This window comes from Microcoleus sp. AT8-A3 (assembly GCF_036705675.1).
Lineage (GTDB): Bacteria > Cyanobacteriota > Cyanobacteriia > Cyanobacteriales > Microcoleaceae > Microcoleus.
Map to the genome: position 1 here is coordinate 18,103 of NZ_JAUBVD010000009.1, position 15,191 is coordinate 33,293.

Consider the following 15,191-nt stretch of genomic DNA (forward strand, 5'->3'; position numbering starts at 1 on the left):
CTGGACGGATGAATCACGTGGCGGGTATCCTGGATGCGGGAATTGTCAACAATGAAGTAACACTAGGGTTGTCACCCCCTGCTGGTGCTAGCCGTTTTCCAGTAGCAAGGCAGAGCCAGAATCCCAGAGACGGCGTTTTTTGGGTGTGGGCATTTCTTGAGCAAGAACCTCGGAAAAAGCTTTAATTTTCCTCGACTAAATTAGTAATATTCTCTGATGATATTATGCGTAGGTAGTATCATTGAAATGTCTCGACAAATTGAGGCTACTACTTAGCTCCCGCACTGCCAATTTGCTACCAGCAGGTTTTGTGCAAGTACGGGATATTTACTTGTATCCTATATGCTGCTGTAGCCTCTGTGCGATCGCCAGATTTAATCCGGTGAAAACAGGCAAACACAAGTAACCATATACAACTCCTTACCCCCCCCTCGGAAGTGCGACATGAAAAAAATAATTTTACTGACTGGAATGCTACTCATGATGACGGCAAAATCAGTATTTGCCAGCCCAGTAGCCCCCAAAATTGCACCGAGCGAGCTGATGGCTGCCTCGGAAATTACAGAAACCCTTAACAAACCCGTTACTTCTGAATCAGTTTCAAACCTCGAACCGATCAAGCGAATGTCAACCTCGGAACTCCGAGAAACCATCAACCAACCCACCACCTATATTTTTGAAGGCATCAAAGGGCGAGAACTCACTCTCTCGCTGTGGGCAGGACAACTAACAGCCGAACTGTACAGTCCCAATGGTGAAAATATGGGGGTTATTGAAAAAGGAGATAATCAGTGGATTGGCCAGTTGCCAGAGTCAGGCATCTATCGCGTGCGAGTTACCCCGAAAGGTGAAACCACCAGCTTCGTAATCGGACGCGACTTTAGCGCCAAGTGGACTTATCGGCCCGATCGCGCAATTCCCATAGCATTCAAGGAAACACAAGCCACAGTCAAACTCAAAATGTCCGGCTACCAAATCCAGCCTATCACCGTTCAAGGCAAACAGGGACAGACAATTAGGGTGACAGCTAGTACCAAAAATCTCGATCTGGCGATCGAATCTCCGTCGGGACAACTCTTGGATCAAGGCGAAGGTCAAACTTTTGCTCAACTACCGGAATCCGGCACTTACCGGGTGATCGTAGTTGCCAAGAGGCCGGTCAAGCCCTCAATCCGAGTTTCTGTGCAATAGCAAAGATTGCACAAATACTCTTGAGGGCGATCGAATTTGCGCCGCCCAAAAAAACAGCTCGCCCCATTGGCGAGCTGTTTTTTGTGTAAAATCAACCTTGGATCAGCGCTTCAAAACGTTCTTGTTTCCAAATGCAGCTTAAATCCGGGTCAGCTAAAGCTAGCTCTCGGTACAAATTAGGGATAAACTCAACAGCCCGCTGCAAATTGTCAAGGGCCAAATCAGCAAATCCCAGTAGCGCATAACAGCAAGCTTTATTGTAAAAAGCATTAGCAAAATCAGGAGTTATTTCTAAGACTGTTTCGTAGCAAGCAATCGCCTCAGAGTAGCAGCCTTTTCGCGCCAATTCCACACCCCGGTTGTACCAAATTAAATAATCTTCCAAGGGACGCTCAGATGTGGGAGTAAACTTGGAATTTCTCTGATTTAAACCTACTAATTTCTCCAAAGCAACTCTCCGTTCGCCCACAGCTTCGGCTCTGCCCGGTTGTAGAGCGATCGATCGGCTAAAACTAGCTACTGCTTGTTTGTAAAGTCCCATAGAGTTTGCAGCTATACCGCGATTGTACCAAGCCTTCGCATCGTCAGGCTTAAACTCGATCGCCCGGTCAAAACTGTTGAGCGCCTGATAGTAAAGCTTGAGTTCCAACAGGGCATTACCTCGGTTGTACCATGCCCAAGCAGCCTCCGGATACAAATTTAAAGAGCGATCGAAACTCAGAACCGCCTTCTCGTACAGCCCCATCTCGATCAGCGTCAGTCCTCGGTTGTGCCAAATACTCGCCGCGCACGGACTGAACTCCAGAGCCCGGTCAAAACTATTGAGAGCCTCCAACCACTCGCCCAACTTTCCTAAAGCAATAGCCCGGTTGTGCCAGCCAAAGCTCGCATTCGGCTGCACCGCCAAAGCCTCATCAAAACTCTTCAGCGCCTCTAAGTGCCGTTCTAAATTCCCCAAAGCCATACCTCGGCCGAACCAAGCCTTATAATGATCTGATTGCAACTTCAAAGCTCTGTTAAAGTTCGCCAGAGCACCATGATCATCCTTAGCTTCGAGGTGGCGCGATCCCAGATGGTAATACCAAGCCGCTTCCAAGTTTTGAATTAAGTTCATAATATTTTGTATCTATCTTAGGGATGATTCTACATGAAACCATACCTGGAATAAAACTGTAATTCCACTAAAAATATGAAAAATTTGATACAGGGCGATCGCCCGTACACAGTACCCGTAACAACCTCAACAATTTGCGGTCGAAACTAACTATTTTCCTCTCGTAAAAAGCTCTTTTAGCTAACCGCACTCATCGTTTTTTAGAGCTGCTGCGAATTTTAACTCTGCTTGACACTCCCCAGCCTGAAGGCATGGGGATTCTTAAGACCATAATTTAAGTCTTAAAGGCGCTGACAACTCGCCTCTACTGATTCCGCTTAGATCAAGTCCAAGCATCACCGCTACTTTTCTACCAATGTTGCCACAAGCATTGCAATCTGCATTAATTAGCCAGCCTTGCGCCGTTCGGTACAAACCACGTTTAATCCGCGTGCCAATTGGAAGCCACCCTTCGGGTTTTTCGCCGAAAGTAGGTAGCAAATCACGATCGACAAAAGAAGCTTTTGACGAATAAGATTCTTCCGTTTCAACGAACCTCAAGCCATACTGCTCACAGAGTTGAGCAATTCTATCTTTCAGTCTTCCCGTAGGGATTTGCACAAACTTTTGATTAGTTTTGCTTCCCATGTTGGCAGAATTTTTTTGTCCCTTATTCCAACCGAATACAACCGTTCCTATCCGATTTTTTAAGCAGTGCTTAATTACCTTCCTTGCTGCCTTGTTAACGGCATCTCGCATCTGACGATTCCGTCTTTCGGTCAAGCTGGCAAGCCTTTTAGACCAATAGCCATTAACTTTTCCCTTCATGAGAAATGCAACTCGTCTGTTGTATCCCTGGTTAAGCGACTTTAAAAGCTTGCCATCGACGATAAAACTTGTACCGACATTGCTCACGCAAGTTAACCAGTTATCTACGCCGTGGTCGATCATTAAGCACTTAGCAGGGTCTATATCTGCCTGGACATTGGTCGTTGTGTAGACAAACTCTAGGTAGAAACAGCCGTTCCGGGGAAGTATGCGATATTCCCGAATCGCTTTGAAATCAAGATTAGAAGGCATCGGAAGGAAAAACGCATCTAGACCGAACCACGCTTTAACCTTGCTACCCAAAGGGAATCTCAACATTCCGTCGTTGAGTTTTACCGACCTACCCGTAAATGTCACAAGTGCCATTCCGCCTTGACGATATTTCGGTAGCTTCGGACGTTCCGTAATTACGCCATTTTTAAAAGCCTTTAGTAATCCCATAAATGACTTAAAAGACTCTGCTACGCCCGTCAGAATTTGTTGAGCAGTATCAGAGTAGAACGCTTGATAGTGTCGGTTTCGGTTTTCCGTCCCCAAAACTTTGTGCAACTGAGCACGGTTTGGGATTTTACCAGTTTTAAAGTATAGCTGGCGGGAATAGTAAGTCCCACAATTAGAAAGTTTTGCAGATTCAGAACACAGGTATTCAATAATAGCTTGAATATCTGAATCAACTCGAATGAAATTTTGTTGACAGCCCAACATGAGTCATCCTCTTTGTTGTCATATAATCCTACAGCAAAAACTCGAAAAATTTCCTGAATAAACGTTTATTTTTTCGGATTCAGGAATCTGAATTTGCAATTATTGAAGAACATTGCAAAGCTGTAGCTAGAACTAAAACTGATGTACTTAGAGAGAATTAATCAGGAGCCTCAAGGTTAAGGGAAAGCCGTCCTAAAAGGACGGGGCTTCAGACCCAATTTTTTGGTGAATCGCGCAACTCTTACCACCGCATCCCGAATTAGGTTTGCAGTTACACAAAAAGTTCTAGGGCGCCCCAAGTCTAACTGCAAATCTCCTAGTGCTAATAGCTTCTACTTCTGGTTGCCCAATTCAAGCAATCACAACCGCTGTTTTAGCATTCTCACTCAACATCAACTGGCCTGTTGCATCAATACTAAAATCTTTCCCCAGCAGAAAACCCTTGCCCATCAACCGCTGGCAAACAACCAGCGCAGTAATCCGGCGAATTTCTTCCATCACGTCAGCAGGAATCAAATAACTCAAACTCCAGATTACGGACTCGCAGTCATACCAAATCAAACGCTCAATACTGACAATCATCAAAGCAGCTACACTGTCAACAGACAGCCGCCCTCTGAGATCCGCAATCAAATCCTTACCAATTAAACTATTGCGAGTCATCATCGCTCTAGCCATCTTCCCAATTTCTTGTTCGAGTTCTAAATGATTCATGCTTGGCACTGGCTTTTATGTTTTTAAAGCACTACTCAGAGTAAAAACAGTAGCCGCTACCAGGCTCTGCCCTAGCGTAGCTGACGCAGGCTCTACCGCAACTCCTTTTAACAAAGTATACCTAAAGAAAGATCAAAAATGTATCTAAAGGCAGATACCAAAATAATTTTTTGACATAAATTGGCAAACCAATTCCCACAAGAGTTTTTGCGAGCAGCAAATTGAGTATTTATGCTCGATCGGGGTCAAAGTAAAGTCGATCGATTTTAGATTTTAGATTTTAGATTTTAGATTGGTAAATTCGATACATACTTAATAAAGTAGTTACTTCGGAGAAAAAACAGCAATGGCTGCAAACCAGGCAGACATCGATATTGCCCCCTTGATCGACTACGGCCTGATCGACCCCACCGCCACGCCAGAGCAAGTAGAACACTGTTGCCAACAAGCAGAGAGATTTGGCTTTGTCACAGTTTGCGTGTATCCCGCCTACGTCAGACAAGCAGTTGAGCTGCTGCACGGCAAACGTCCCAAAGTCTGTACAGTTATAGGTTTTCCCACCGGTGCTTCGACTTCAACGGTGAAAGTTTACGAAGCTCTAGAAGCAGCAGATAATGGAGCCGTAGAGTTAGATGTCTCTGTTAACTTAGGATTGTTGAAAGCTGGAAGAATCGACGAATTCCACCGGGAATTAGCCCAAATTTGCGAAGAAACTAATCTCACCATTAAAGCAATTATCGAAAGTTCCCTCCTTTCCGATGCCGAAAAACAATTAGCGGCTGAGATTTGCATGGAAGCCGGCGCCGCCTACATCAAAACCAACACTGGCTTTTTTGGCCCGGCGAAAGTTGACGATGTGCGACTGCTGAAAGAAGTTACGAAGGGACGGATTGGGATTAAAGCTGCCGGCGGAATTCGTACTCACGAACAAGCTTTAGATTTGGTAATAGCTGGGGCCACTCGTTTGGGGACTTCTCGCGGCCCGGAATTAATGCGCCAGCGCGATAATTTAGATAAAAGTCATTAGTCATTAGTCATTAGTCATTAGTTATTAGTTATTAGCAATGGCTAATTGGTAATGGCTAATGGGGAATTCATTAGTCATTAGTCATTAGTTATTAGTTATTAGTTATTAGCAATGGCTAATTTAACTGGTTCCAAGGCTCTGCCTGGGAACCCATATTTAGAGGCTCTGCCTCGGCTGGGATTAGGAGGCAGAGCCTCCGGATCTGCGTTACCAGGCAGAGCCTGGTAACGAGTATCTAATAAAAGTTCTGCGTCGCGGACTGTTTTTGCTACTGTCCTTGTAAATCTAAAATCTAAAATCTAAAATCTAAAATCGAGTGACTCGAACTTACAAAGCAACTGGAATCAATCTTAAGAGTGCGCCGATCGGCGAATCCGATCGACTGCTGACAATTTTAACGCGGGAATTCGGCTTAATTCGAGCCGTAGCACCCGGTGTTCGCAAACAACGATCGACCATTGGCGGCCGAAGCGAATTATTTGTCGTCAACGAATTGCTAATTGCCAAAGGCCGATCGCTCGACAAAATTACCCAAGCCAACACCGTAGAATCCCATCCGGGTTTGAGCCGCAACCTCGGAAAACTCGCAGCGTCGCAATATCTGGCGGAATTGGCGATCGCCAGCGCCCTTTCCGATGAGCCCCAAGAAGACCTGTTTTGGTTGCTGGGCGAACATTTGAGCCGTTTGGAGCGTTTGTCCGATCGCACAGAAATCCAATCTGCCGCCGTGCTGATTGCTCACCTCACCCACGGCATTTTTCACCTGCTAGCCTTAGCAGGCCTCGCCCCCCAAGTCCAAGTCTGCTGCGCCACCAGAGGGCCGCTCATCCCAAATTTCACCGATCCGAACTGGCAAACCGGGTTTAGTATACCCTCTGGGGGAACCTTCAGCCTGTCCGAGCTAGCTAACCTAGAGGCAGAACTCTCTTCAGAAACCGGTAGCTTGTACAAATCCGCCTCCCGTTCCCGGCAAACGAATGACAGCAAACACTTGACAAATTTCGAGATTAATGCTAAGGAATTAGCAGCGCTGCAACAGTTGGCTAGTCCAGAACTAGGAGAGGGGATTGCCGATCGAACAACTTGGATATCTGTCGAAAATATTTTGCGACAATATGCCCAGTATCATTTAGGTTGCACGATTCGATCGGGAAGCTCGATCGACACCTACCTAGAGAGTTTTGAGTTTTAAATTTTGAGTGTTGACTTAAATAGGTGAAGGGGCGATCGTACATCGCACCCCCAGCCTGCCGGATACCCGAACCTGCCGGCAATTTCAGGTAAATTTTCAAGGTTGTTGCGACATCAGATAATAGATATAGATAAAGTTACGAGATTATTAATAAACTTAGGGGTTAACACCTCAATTTCAAATTCCAATCCCTCCAACCTCCACCATCCCAGGCCATCCACCCCAAATCCTATGATGCGACTGTCTGATTCTGATTTGAGAATATCTGTGTTAGCTGTGACCCACCACAAAATGGAAGAACGAGAAAATTTTCCCGATTTTAGCTCCGAGCCGGTCTTGGCCGATCGACAATGGAGCAACGTCCCAGACCCAGAAATGGATAAATACCCCACAACTCCAGCACCAGACTGGAACAACGGCAATAGCCCACAGCCCGAAGCAATCCCCCCGGTTCCCACACCAGAGTCAGCAGCAGAACTCTCCGAAGCAGTAGCCGAAATTCCCGAAAAACAAACGGGATTTCTGCCAGTGCTCAAAAACCCAAATTTTCTAGCATTGTGGAGTGGGCAAGTTTTTTCCCAACTAGCAGATAAAGTTTATCTCGTACTGACGATCGCCCTCGTAGCCAGCCGCTTTCAAGCGCCAGATCAAACCATCAGCAGGTGGGTATCAGCAATCATGATCGCCTTTACCATACCCGCAGTGCTGTTCGGGGCCGCCGCAGGCGTGTATGTCGATAGGTGGTCGAAAAAAGCAGTGCTAGTCGCCACAAACCTGCTGCGGGGAGCCTTTGTTTTAACATTGCCCGTGCTGCTGTGGCTGTCTGACGGGTGGGAACTCGGTCAACTGCCGCTCGGATTCTGCTTGCTGCTGTTAGTGACATTCCTAGTCTCGACTTTAACTCAATTTTTCGCGCCAGCAGAACAGTCAGTGATTCCCCTAATTGTGGAACGCCGCCACCTGCTATCAGCCAACTCCCTCTACACCACAACCATGATGGGTTCGGTGATTATTGGCTTCGCAGTCGGAGAACCCTTACTAGCTTTAGCCGACACCCTATTTTCCAACCTCGGCGGCGGACTCGGCATCGGCAAAGAATTAGTAGTAGGCGGAAGTTACGCCTTCGCCGGAGTGCTCTTGCTGTCGATGCAAACAGGCGAAAAAAACGAAGTCGAACACGAACCGCCCCACCCCTTAGCAGATTTGCGAGATGGCCTGCGTTACATCAACGATCAACCCAAAGTCCGCAATGCTTTAATTCAACTAATTATTCTATTTTCCATTTTTGCAGCCTTGGCAGTTCTAGCAGTTCGGCTGGCAGAAATCCTCCCCGGTATGAAAGCATCACAATTTGGCTTTTTGCTGGCGGCGGTGGGCGTCGGCATGGCTGCTGGGGCGACGACAGTCGGCTATCTCGGCCACAAATTTTCTCACTCCCAACTGAGTTTAATCGGCTCGATTGGGATGGCACTTGCTCTGATGGCCCTTTCTGCGTTTACAGACCATTTGTGGCTGTCGGTGCTGTTCATTACCCTGTTGGGTTTATTTGCCTCATTGGTGGGAGTGCCGATGCAGACTACAATTCAAGCAGAAACCCCAGAAGAAATGCGGGGAAAAGTCTTCGGGCTGCAAAACAATGCCACTAATATCGCTTTGAGTTTACCGTTGGCTTTGGCCGGGGTAGCAGAAACATTTCTGGGTTTGCCAACAGTATTTTTGGCTTTAGCAGGATTAGCGATGGCTGGGGGTGTCTTAACCTGGTATATTTTCCGTAGCAGTAATAGCAAAGTCGATCGAATCTAAAAAATAACAAACTCTGATTTACTGGAATGCACATCGCTTGGCTAGGAAAAAAATCACCTTTTTGCGGTAACGTCACTTACTCCAGGGAAGTCACCAACGCACTATTAGACCGGGGATACCAGGTTAGTTTTCTGCACTTTGCCCAAGAGGCGGACTCACTGGACAGGAACAATACGGGGTGGAGTATGGCAAATGGTTCATGGGGAAAGGGAATTACTCAAACCTCATATACCACTTCGCTCTCATCCGCCAGTTGCAACGAAGTCTCTTTACCCTGTCACTACAAATCGCAAATTTATACGATTCCCACTCTCAAGTCCCGCACAGTGCTGATGAAATCTCTGCGGCGGCTGAAACCAGATGTTGTTCACGCTTCCCTGACGCTTTCGCCTTTAGACTTTCTGCTGCCGGAAATTTGTCAAGAATTGAATTTGCCTTTGGTGGCGACTTTTCACCCGCCGTTCGATCGCAAATTGCGGAATTTGACATCGGGAACCCAACACCTGATGTATCAACTGTACGCTCCATTTTTGGCGAACTACGACTCGACGATCGTTTTTTCTCAGATTCAGCGGGATATATTGGTGAAGTTGGGAGTGCCACAGGAACGGGTAGCCGTGATTCCCAACGGCGTGGATGCCATTAAATATTCTCCAGGGCCTTCGGGGTTGAAGTCGGAATTAAAAGCCGATCGAATTTTTGTTTACCAAGGCCGCATTGCCCAGGAGAAAAATGTCGAGGCTTTGCTCAAGGCGTGGAAACACTGTAATTTTGGCCCTGGGAACGTATTGGCGATCGTAGGCGACGGGCCCCTAGCCGCCTCGCTGCAACTGTTTTACGGCGAAGATGATGGCATTGTGTGGCTCGGATTTGTCGCCGAGGAGGAACGCCGCATCGAAATCCTCCGGGGGGCAGACGTATTTATTTTGCCTTCTTTAGTGGAGGGACTGTCGCTGTCGTTGCTGGAAGCGATGGCCTGCGGTTTAGCTTGTTTGGCAACGGATGCCGGTGCTGACGGCGAGGCTTTGGAGGAAGGCGCGGGGATAGTTTTGAACACTCAGCGGGTACGGAGTCAGTTGCAAACCTTGCTGCCGCTGTTTTGCGATCATCCTGAGTTGGGAATGCTGCTTGGTCAAAAAGCACGCCAACGGGCGATGGAGCGATACACTCTCAGTCAGAATATTACTGAGTTGGAAAAGCTGTACTCAGAGGTTTTGCAAAGGCAGCGCGTACTAATTCGCGGTTTAGCATAATTCAGCAGGAAGAAGGAACTCCGAACCCGTTGAAATTAATCCGTGTATTCGTGTCAAAATCCGTGTCGTGCCTTCCTTCTTCCTTCGCATATGACTTATCGAAATCCCGCTCCTACAGTTGATATTATCATCGAATTAGCCGATCGCCCCCATCGCCCGATCATACTCATCGAACGCCGCAATATTCCCTACGGCTGGGCAATTCCCGGCGGCTTTGTCGATTACGGGGAAGCGGTAGAAACAGCGGCAAAACGCGAAGCTTTAGAAGAAACGAGTTTGAATGTAGAATTAATTGAGCAATTTTACGTTTATTCTGACCCAAATCGCGACGCCCGCCAACACACTATTAGTATTGTATTCTTGGCTTCGGCAACGGGCGAACCTCAAGCAGCCGACGATGCTAAAAATTTACAAATTTTTGAATCTTGGCAGATTCCTCGTGAATTGTGTTTCGATCACGATCGCATTTTACGAGATTATTGGCGTTACCGTCATTATGGATTGCGGCCGCGTTTGTAGGCTGAGGATTTGTTAACCACAGATGTAGGCGGATTAACGCAGATTGATTGCTATGATTTATCGGTGATTTATCTGTGTTAATCTGCGGTTAAATTCATTAAACTAAATTCTATGGCAAGCTTGACAATATTAGGCGGAGGTGCTTGGGGTTCGGCACTGGCCAATCTGGGAGGAAAAAAAGGCGATCGAGTTAATTTGTGGTCGCGCAGCAGTTCTGTTAATCTAGAATCAGTTATAACAGGTGCGGATGTTGTTGTTTCGGCAGTTTCGATGAAAGGAGTTGGAGCAACGGTCGATCGACTTTTGGCTTTACAGTTAAGTCCCAGTACAATTATAGTTACCGTCACCAAAGGTTTAGACCCCGCGACTACCCGCACTCCATCTCAAATTTGGCAAAATGCCTTTCCTAACAATTCAATAGTCGTACTTTCGGGCCCTAATCTTTCCGAGGAAATTCAGCAGGGCTTGCCGGCTGCAACGGTAGCGGCGAGTTTGGATTTAGCGGCGGCCAAGCAAGTGCAAAATATTTACAGTTCTGATATTTTTCGGGTTTATGTGAATGAAGACCCGCTGGGAACTGAGTTAGGTGGAACTTTGAAAAATGTATTTGCGATCGCCGCTGGTGTTTGCGACGGTTTACAATTAGGAACTAATGCTAAATCTGCTTTGCTGACTCGCGCTTTGCCGGAAATGATTCGGGTGGGAGTTCGTTTGGGATCTCGCGCAGAAACTTTTTACGGTTTGTCTGGTTTGGGAGATTTGCTCGCTACTTGCAACAGTCCTTTATCACGCAATTATCGGGTTGGTTTCGGATTAGCTGAAGGCAAATCTTTAGAGCAAATTTTGCAGGAATTGCAGAGCACTGCTGAGGGAGTCAATACTACTAATGTGTTGATTGATTTGGCCAATCAACGCGGCATAGAAGTGCCTGTTTCTCGTCAAGTTTATCGCTTATTAAATGGTGAAATTACTCCTGAACACGCTGTTTTATCACTGATGGAACGCACTTTAAAACCGGAGTAATATCAAAATAATTACCAGATATTTAAAGCAGCATCACTGAGAATGAGTTTCTTAAAAAAGGCGCTCTAATTTTTTGTACACTTCATCATCGTTACGCTTACCAACTAGAATAATTTCTACCAAATCTTCTTCGGAATTAAAGCTGTAAATAATCCGATACTCGCCACTATCTACCCGATAATAACCCGGATATCCGATTAATTGCTTGCTATCATTAGGTAAAGGATCGACATTCAGCGCTAACACTTTTTTAGCAATTTGAGCCGCTATTTTAGGTGGCAAACCCTTGAGAAAGTCGAGAACTGTTTGTAAACCATCAAGTTTCGCCATTGGCCAGTTGTTTTAGTGTTTCTACAAAGGTTTTAGTACCAACCATTTGAGACTGACTCAGGGCAGATTTTGCTGATGAACCTAAAAGCATATCTTCTAATTCCATCAGCCGCTCTATCAAGCGCTGATAGGCATCAGCGGACATAATTACGTGGCTGGGCTGCGATTTATCTGTGAGTAAAACTGGCTCCACAGCAGCTCGGTTAAAGACTGTCCCCTGTGGATTACATACTTCTGCGAGGGTGTAACTTTGCATGACAGATGTTATGAGCGTGGGTTATGTCTATTTTAGGCAAAATCGGCAGCAACAGGCAAGATGCCTGTTCCACAAAGAATTGATTTTCTTGTGGAACAGGCATCTTGCCTGTTCATAAAAGGCTTATTGAGAATGGTGCAAGATGTGGGATAAATACGATCTATTTACCGCCGTAATAAAAAGCGATTTCTTTCTCTTTCAGCGGTGCAAAGTTTGCCGCAACCAGCATTTTATCGAGTTCCTCTTGTCCGATGTGTTTGACACCGATTCGGACAATGCGCGATCGCATTGTATTTGACACGCCGCTGCGCTGTCTGCCGGCTTCTAATCCCATCACTTGCTGGTAGAGGTCTAATTTTGCTTGCGGAATCGGAGTACCGTCAAAGTCGATTCCAGAGGCGATCGCAACATCGATCGCATCTGCACCAGTTGTAGATTGAGCCGCTGAGTTTGTTTCTGAAGACATTGTGCTGTGTTATCAAAGTTTGCTGTGCCAGCATTTTATCAGAGAAGCTGCTACATAAATTATTCAATCTAAAATCTGGCGTTGCTGATTCACGGTATGAATAAAGTTTTATGGGAAGTTACATAACTCACGATAGTTGGCTTATAGTAATTCCGAAATTTTCCATTCATAAGCTGTTGCGCGTTTAAATTGCATATTCGGGACGGACTCGCGTGCCCATCCCACAATAATTTGAGTGATTTTTGACACACAATTTAAATGGAGAACAGCTTACCTGTATTCAGCAACGCCTAAAATCTAAAATCTAAAATCTAAAATCTAAAATCTAAAATCTAAAATCGATTGACTTCCTTCAAATCCACATTTCCGCCGCTCACAATCACGCCAATCCTCGCATTTTCAGCCGGCACAACACCTGAAAGCAAAGCCGCCGCCGCTAACACTCCCGTCGGTTCCACAACTATCTTCATGCGTTCCCACATAAAAAACATTGTGCTGCGAATTGCCTCTTCTGAAACTGTTGCCATATCATCAACATAATGCAGCACCAAAGGAAAGGTTAATTTCCCCAAAGATGGTGTGCGCGCACCGTCAGCAATCGTATCCGGGTTAATAACAGTTTGTAGCGTTTTCGTGCGGAACGATCGCGCCGCATCGTCTGCTTGCTCCGGTTCCACTCCTATTACTTTACACTGCGGAGACAAAGTTTTTGTCGCGATCGCACATCCCGACAGCAAACCCCCGCCCCCACAGCAAACCAGCAGCAAATCCAACTCCCCAACTTCTGCGATTAATTCCAGCGCCGCCGTACCTTGTCCCGCAATCACCCACGCATGATCATAAGGAGGAATAATTGTCAAGTGTCGTTCTGCGGCAATTTTAGCGGCTAACTCTTCGCGGGAAACTTGAGTGCGATCGTACAAAATAATCTCTGCACCGTAGCCGCGAGTCGCTTCTTGCTTGACTTTTGGCGCATCTGTCGGCATGACAACAGTAGCAGGAATCTGTAACAACTGGGCCGCAAGGGCGATCGCCTGCGCGTGATTTCCCGAAGAAAAAGTCAGCACTCCCCGCCGTTTTTCGGCTTCAGATAGCTGCATCAAAGCATTGCAAGCACCCCGAAATTTAAACGAACCCGTGCGCTGAAAGTTTTCGCACTTGAAAAATACCTGAGAATTTGTGCGTTTGTTGAAAGTTTCCGAAGTCAGCACCGGCGTCTTGAAAGCCTTGCCCTGCAAGCGATTTGCCGCCGCCTTCACATCCGCGAAACAGACTGACAAGGGATTTTGGGCACTCATAGATTTTAGATTAGGGCGATCGAGGACTCTATTTGTAGGGTGGGCATTGCCCGCTTCACTCTTACCATTAAACTATAAATTTTTATCATCAGCTTATGAATAATTATCATTAGCTGTGGCGCTTAATGGTTAAAAAAGCTGTGGACTCAAATCAAAGTTATGACAATTTACTATCAACAATTAAAGGGACGTTTGTACTTGCACAGGAGAGGGGTTAATCAATTAGGAGTGACGCATGGGGCCCAGAAACCTGGTTTTTTTACGAAAATACTTCGTTCGCACTCGAAGATGAGGTAAAAAACCCGGTTTCTTTGTCGAAGTGCGTCCATGTGAATACAAATTTAACCACCGCCGGATTAATTGTAGAGAAACGGCACGGCGGAGTGTCCTGATTTTCGGTAATATCAAATCCATTGGCATCGGAATTATTCATCTCTCTCTCCCCTTTCTCTGTATCCTCTGTGTCCTCTGCGGTTTAATCAACCGGAATGGATATAACGGGTAAAATAAACCGGATTGGATGGTGAAATTGCCCTCGCGAGTGCGATCGACTCCAACCATCGACAACAACGGAAAAAAGAACACAGCAATGCCATTTCCCTACCCAAAAAAGAGCAGCTAAATTGTTTAACAATTACCAAAAAAAAGGACACAGCATGGCTGTGTCCTTACCCGTATCTTGTAGGGACACAGCATGGCTGTGTCCCTAACCGTACCGATATCCCGATTAGGATTCTTGCCGTTTAGAACAAGAACAATTCAGTATTACCGGAAATTCCTAAATCGACATTATTGACAGTTGCAAACAAACTGTTACCGCCAACCGTAGAACCGTTGCTATCGTAATACAGTTTAGTAGACAAACCGTCGTAGATAGCCATGATGGACGGGCCGGTTAAAGTTGCTTCGAGCGCAGTTACAGAAACTGTGCTGCTGTAAGCGTAGAAACTCGAAGCCAAAGTCCCTCCGGTTGTAAACGCTGCAAAACCAGTTTTGTCGAGATTAATTACATCATCAGCAATGCTGTAATTGGTAATTACATCCCCGCCGTCAGCAGTAGTTCCGGTGAACACAAACACATCCGCACCAGCACCGCCGTTGAGAACATTGGTTCCCACACCACCGATTAAAGTGTCATTCCCCTCGCCGCCGAAGAGACTGTCGCTACCCGCGCCGCCGAAAATGCTGTCGTTACCTGCATCGCCGGAGATACTGTCGTTACCTGCACCGCCGTCGAAAATATCAGCACTCGATCCGCCGTTCAAGATGTCAGCAAACTCAGTGCCGGTGACGTTATTAGCTGTCGCACTTCCTGTAAATAAGACAGGAGTGGTGAAGTTGTAACCGCCAACACCAGAACCGAAGTTGTTAACTCCGCTTGTCGGGAAAGTACCGGGATTAGTGATTAAATCCACAACGCTACCTGAGTTGGTAGTAGTACCAGCAGGAGATGCGATCGTACCTGTAAATACAAAGTCCGCCGTTCCCAGATT

General features: G+C 46.3%; 17 protein-coding genes. 8 read left to right on the forward strand and 9 right to left on the reverse strand.

Annotated elements, in window-relative coordinates:
* Nucleotides 1-8 precede the first annotated feature (8 nt).
* Together QUB51_RS07385 and QUB51_RS07390 are read left to right on the forward strand one after the other, a co-directional pair.
* Nucleotides 9-185, forward strand: a complete 177-nt coding sequence (locus QUB51_RS07385) for a hypothetical protein (protein WP_333058003.1) — start codon at nucleotides 9-11, stop codon at nucleotides 183-185.
* Between the two features lie 259 nt (nucleotides 186-444).
* The gene (locus QUB51_RS07390; protein ID WP_333058004.1) at nucleotides 445-1,191 is read left to right on the forward strand and encodes a hypothetical protein; all 747 of its coding nucleotides are present in this window, start codon (nucleotides 445-447) and stop codon (nucleotides 1,189-1,191) included.
* 91 nt (nucleotides 1,192-1,282) lie between these two features.
* Here the strand turns inward: QUB51_RS07390 and QUB51_RS07395 are convergent, their stop codons facing one another.
* The 3 genes from QUB51_RS07395 to QUB51_RS07405 form a co-directional block, all read right to left on the reverse strand.
* Nucleotides 1,283-2,305: a tetratricopeptide repeat protein gene (locus tag QUB51_RS07395; protein ID WP_333058005.1), complete on the reverse strand. Its 1,023-nt coding sequence runs from the start codon at nucleotides 2,303-2,305 to the stop codon at nucleotides 1,283-1,285.
* Between the two features lie 261 nt (nucleotides 2,306-2,566).
* Nucleotides 2,567-3,817 (reverse strand): transposase, encoded by a 1,251-nt coding sequence (locus QUB51_RS07400; protein WP_333058006.1) that lies wholly within the window; start codon nucleotides 3,815-3,817, stop codon nucleotides 2,567-2,569.
* A gap of 351 nt (nucleotides 3,818-4,168) precedes the next feature.
* Nucleotides 4,169-4,531, reverse strand: coding sequence for a hypothetical protein (locus QUB51_RS07405; RefSeq protein WP_333058007.1), 363 nt, complete (start codon nucleotides 4,529-4,531; stop codon nucleotides 4,169-4,171).
* 346 nt (nucleotides 4,532-4,877) lie between these two features.
* On the opposite strand from QUB51_RS07405, the gene deoC reads away from it, so the two are divergent.
* The 6 genes from deoC to QUB51_RS07435 all read left to right on the forward strand — a co-directional run bounded on the left by deoC (nucleotide 4,878) and on the right by QUB51_RS07435 (nucleotide 11,348).
* A complete protein-coding gene (deoC, locus tag QUB51_RS07410) occupies nucleotides 4,878-5,558 on the forward strand; it encodes a deoxyribose-phosphate aldolase (RefSeq protein WP_333211823.1) in 681 nt (226 codons plus the stop codon).
* Between the two features lie 316 nt (nucleotides 5,559-5,874).
* Nucleotides 5,875-6,750 (forward strand): DNA repair protein RecO, encoded by an 876-nt coding sequence (gene recO, locus QUB51_RS07415; protein WP_333058009.1) that lies wholly within the window; start codon nucleotides 5,875-5,877, stop codon nucleotides 6,748-6,750.
* A gap of 231 nt (nucleotides 6,751-6,981) precedes the next feature.
* Nucleotides 6,982-8,553 carry an MFS transporter gene (locus QUB51_RS07420; protein WP_333058010.1) on the forward strand — a complete coding sequence of 524 codons (1,572 nt, stop codon included), beginning with the start codon at nucleotides 6,982-6,984 and terminating at the stop codon, nucleotides 8,551-8,553.
* A gap of 26 nt (nucleotides 8,554-8,579) precedes the next feature.
* On the forward strand, nucleotides 8,580-9,806 hold the full coding sequence (locus tag QUB51_RS07425; RefSeq protein WP_333058011.1) for a glycosyltransferase family 4 protein: 1,227 nt from the start codon (nucleotides 8,580-8,582) through the stop codon (nucleotides 9,804-9,806).
* A 90-nt stretch (nucleotides 9,807-9,896) separates the two neighbouring features.
* Nucleotides 9,897-10,325 (forward strand): NUDIX hydrolase, encoded by a 429-nt coding sequence (locus tag QUB51_RS07430; RefSeq protein ID WP_333058012.1) that lies wholly within the window; start codon nucleotides 9,897-9,899, stop codon nucleotides 10,323-10,325.
* A 111-nt stretch (nucleotides 10,326-10,436) separates the two neighbouring features.
* The gene (locus tag QUB51_RS07435; RefSeq protein ID WP_333058013.1) at nucleotides 10,437-11,348 is read left to right on the forward strand and encodes an NAD(P)H-dependent glycerol-3-phosphate dehydrogenase; all 912 of its coding nucleotides are present in this window, start codon (nucleotides 10,437-10,439) and stop codon (nucleotides 11,346-11,348) included.
* A 51-nt stretch (nucleotides 11,349-11,399) separates the two neighbouring features.
* Here QUB51_RS07435 and QUB51_RS07440 read toward each other — a convergent pair whose 3' ends face one another.
* From QUB51_RS07440 to QUB51_RS07465, 6 genes are all read right to left on the reverse strand, one after another.
* A complete protein-coding gene (locus tag QUB51_RS07440; RefSeq protein ID WP_333211818.1) occupies nucleotides 11,400-11,678 on the reverse strand; it encodes a type II toxin-antitoxin system RelE/ParE family toxin in 279 nt (92 codons plus the stop codon).
* Nucleotides 11,665-11,934 (reverse strand): type II toxin-antitoxin system Phd/YefM family antitoxin, encoded by a 270-nt coding sequence (locus QUB51_RS07445; protein ID WP_333211817.1) that lies wholly within the window; start codon nucleotides 11,932-11,934, stop codon nucleotides 11,665-11,667. The genes QUB51_RS07440 and QUB51_RS07445 overlap by 14 nt, the downstream gene beginning before the upstream one ends.
* A 160-nt stretch (nucleotides 11,935-12,094) precedes the next feature.
* A complete protein-coding gene (locus QUB51_RS07450; protein WP_190735614.1) occupies nucleotides 12,095-12,400 on the reverse strand; it encodes a small RNA NsiR4-regulated ssr1528 family protein in 306 nt (101 codons plus the stop codon).
* 332 nt (nucleotides 12,401-12,732) lie between these two features.
* On the reverse strand, nucleotides 12,733-13,698 hold the full coding sequence (locus QUB51_RS07455; RefSeq protein ID WP_333260452.1) for a threo-3-hydroxy-L-aspartate ammonia-lyase: 966 nt from the start codon (nucleotides 13,696-13,698) through the stop codon (nucleotides 12,733-12,735).
* 259 nt (nucleotides 13,699-13,957) lie between these two features.
* Nucleotides 13,958-14,131 carry a hypothetical protein gene (locus tag QUB51_RS07460; RefSeq protein WP_333058015.1) on the reverse strand — a complete coding sequence of 58 codons (174 nt, stop codon included), beginning with the start codon at nucleotides 14,129-14,131 and terminating at the stop codon, nucleotides 13,958-13,960.
* 310 nt (nucleotides 14,132-14,441) lie between these two features.
* The coding region (locus QUB51_RS07465; RefSeq protein ID WP_333260455.1) for a calcium-binding protein at nucleotides 14,442-15,191 on the reverse strand (750 nt) is incomplete at its 5' end.

Excerpts from the sequence above, each read along its gene's own strand:
- QUB51_RS07385 (WP_333058003.1), top strand. The coding sequence starts at position 9 with ATGAATCACGTGGCGGGTATCCTGGATGCGGGAATTGTCAACAATGAA.
- QUB51_RS07390 (WP_333058004.1), top strand. The coding sequence starts at position 445 with ATGAAAAAAATAATTTTACTGACTGGAATGCTACTCATGATGACGGCA.
- QUB51_RS07395 (WP_333058005.1), bottom strand. The coding sequence starts at position 2,305 with ATGAACTTAATTCAAAACTTGGAAGCGGCTTGGTATTACCATCTGGGA.
- QUB51_RS07400 (WP_333058006.1), bottom strand. The coding sequence starts at position 3,817 with ATGTTGGGCTGTCAACAAAATTTCATTCGAGTTGATTCAGATATTCAA.
- QUB51_RS07405 (WP_333058007.1), bottom strand. The coding sequence starts at position 4,531 with ATGAATCATTTAGAACTCGAACAAGAAATTGGGAAGATGGCTAGAGCG.
- deoC (WP_333211823.1), top strand. The coding sequence starts at position 4,878 with ATGGCTGCAAACCAGGCAGACATCGATATTGCCCCCTTGATCGACTAC.
- QUB51_RS07420 (WP_333058010.1), top strand. The coding sequence starts at position 6,982 with ATGATGCGACTGTCTGATTCTGATTTGAGAATATCTGTGTTAGCTGTG.
- QUB51_RS07425 (WP_333058011.1), top strand. The coding sequence starts at position 8,580 with ATGCACATCGCTTGGCTAGGAAAAAAATCACCTTTTTGCGGTAACGTC.
- QUB51_RS07430 (WP_333058012.1), top strand. The coding sequence starts at position 9,897 with ATGACTTATCGAAATCCCGCTCCTACAGTTGATATTATCATCGAATTA.
- QUB51_RS07435 (WP_333058013.1), top strand. The coding sequence starts at position 10,437 with ATGGCAAGCTTGACAATATTAGGCGGAGGTGCTTGGGGTTCGGCACTG.
- QUB51_RS07440 (WP_333211818.1), bottom strand. The coding sequence starts at position 11,678 with ATGGCGAAACTTGATGGTTTACAAACAGTTCTCGACTTTCTCAAGGGT.
- QUB51_RS07445 (WP_333211817.1), bottom strand. The coding sequence starts at position 11,934 with ATGCAAAGTTACACCCTCGCAGAAGTATGTAATCCACAGGGGACAGTC.
- QUB51_RS07450 (WP_190735614.1), bottom strand. The coding sequence starts at position 12,400 with ATGTCTTCAGAAACAAACTCAGCGGCTCAATCTACAACTGGTGCAGAT.
- QUB51_RS07455 (WP_333260452.1), bottom strand. The coding sequence starts at position 13,698 with ATGAGTGCCCAAAATCCCTTGTCAGTCTGTTTCGCGGATGTGAAGGCG.
- QUB51_RS07460 (WP_333058015.1), bottom strand. The coding sequence starts at position 14,131 with ATGAATAATTCCGATGCCAATGGATTTGATATTACCGAAAATCAGGAC.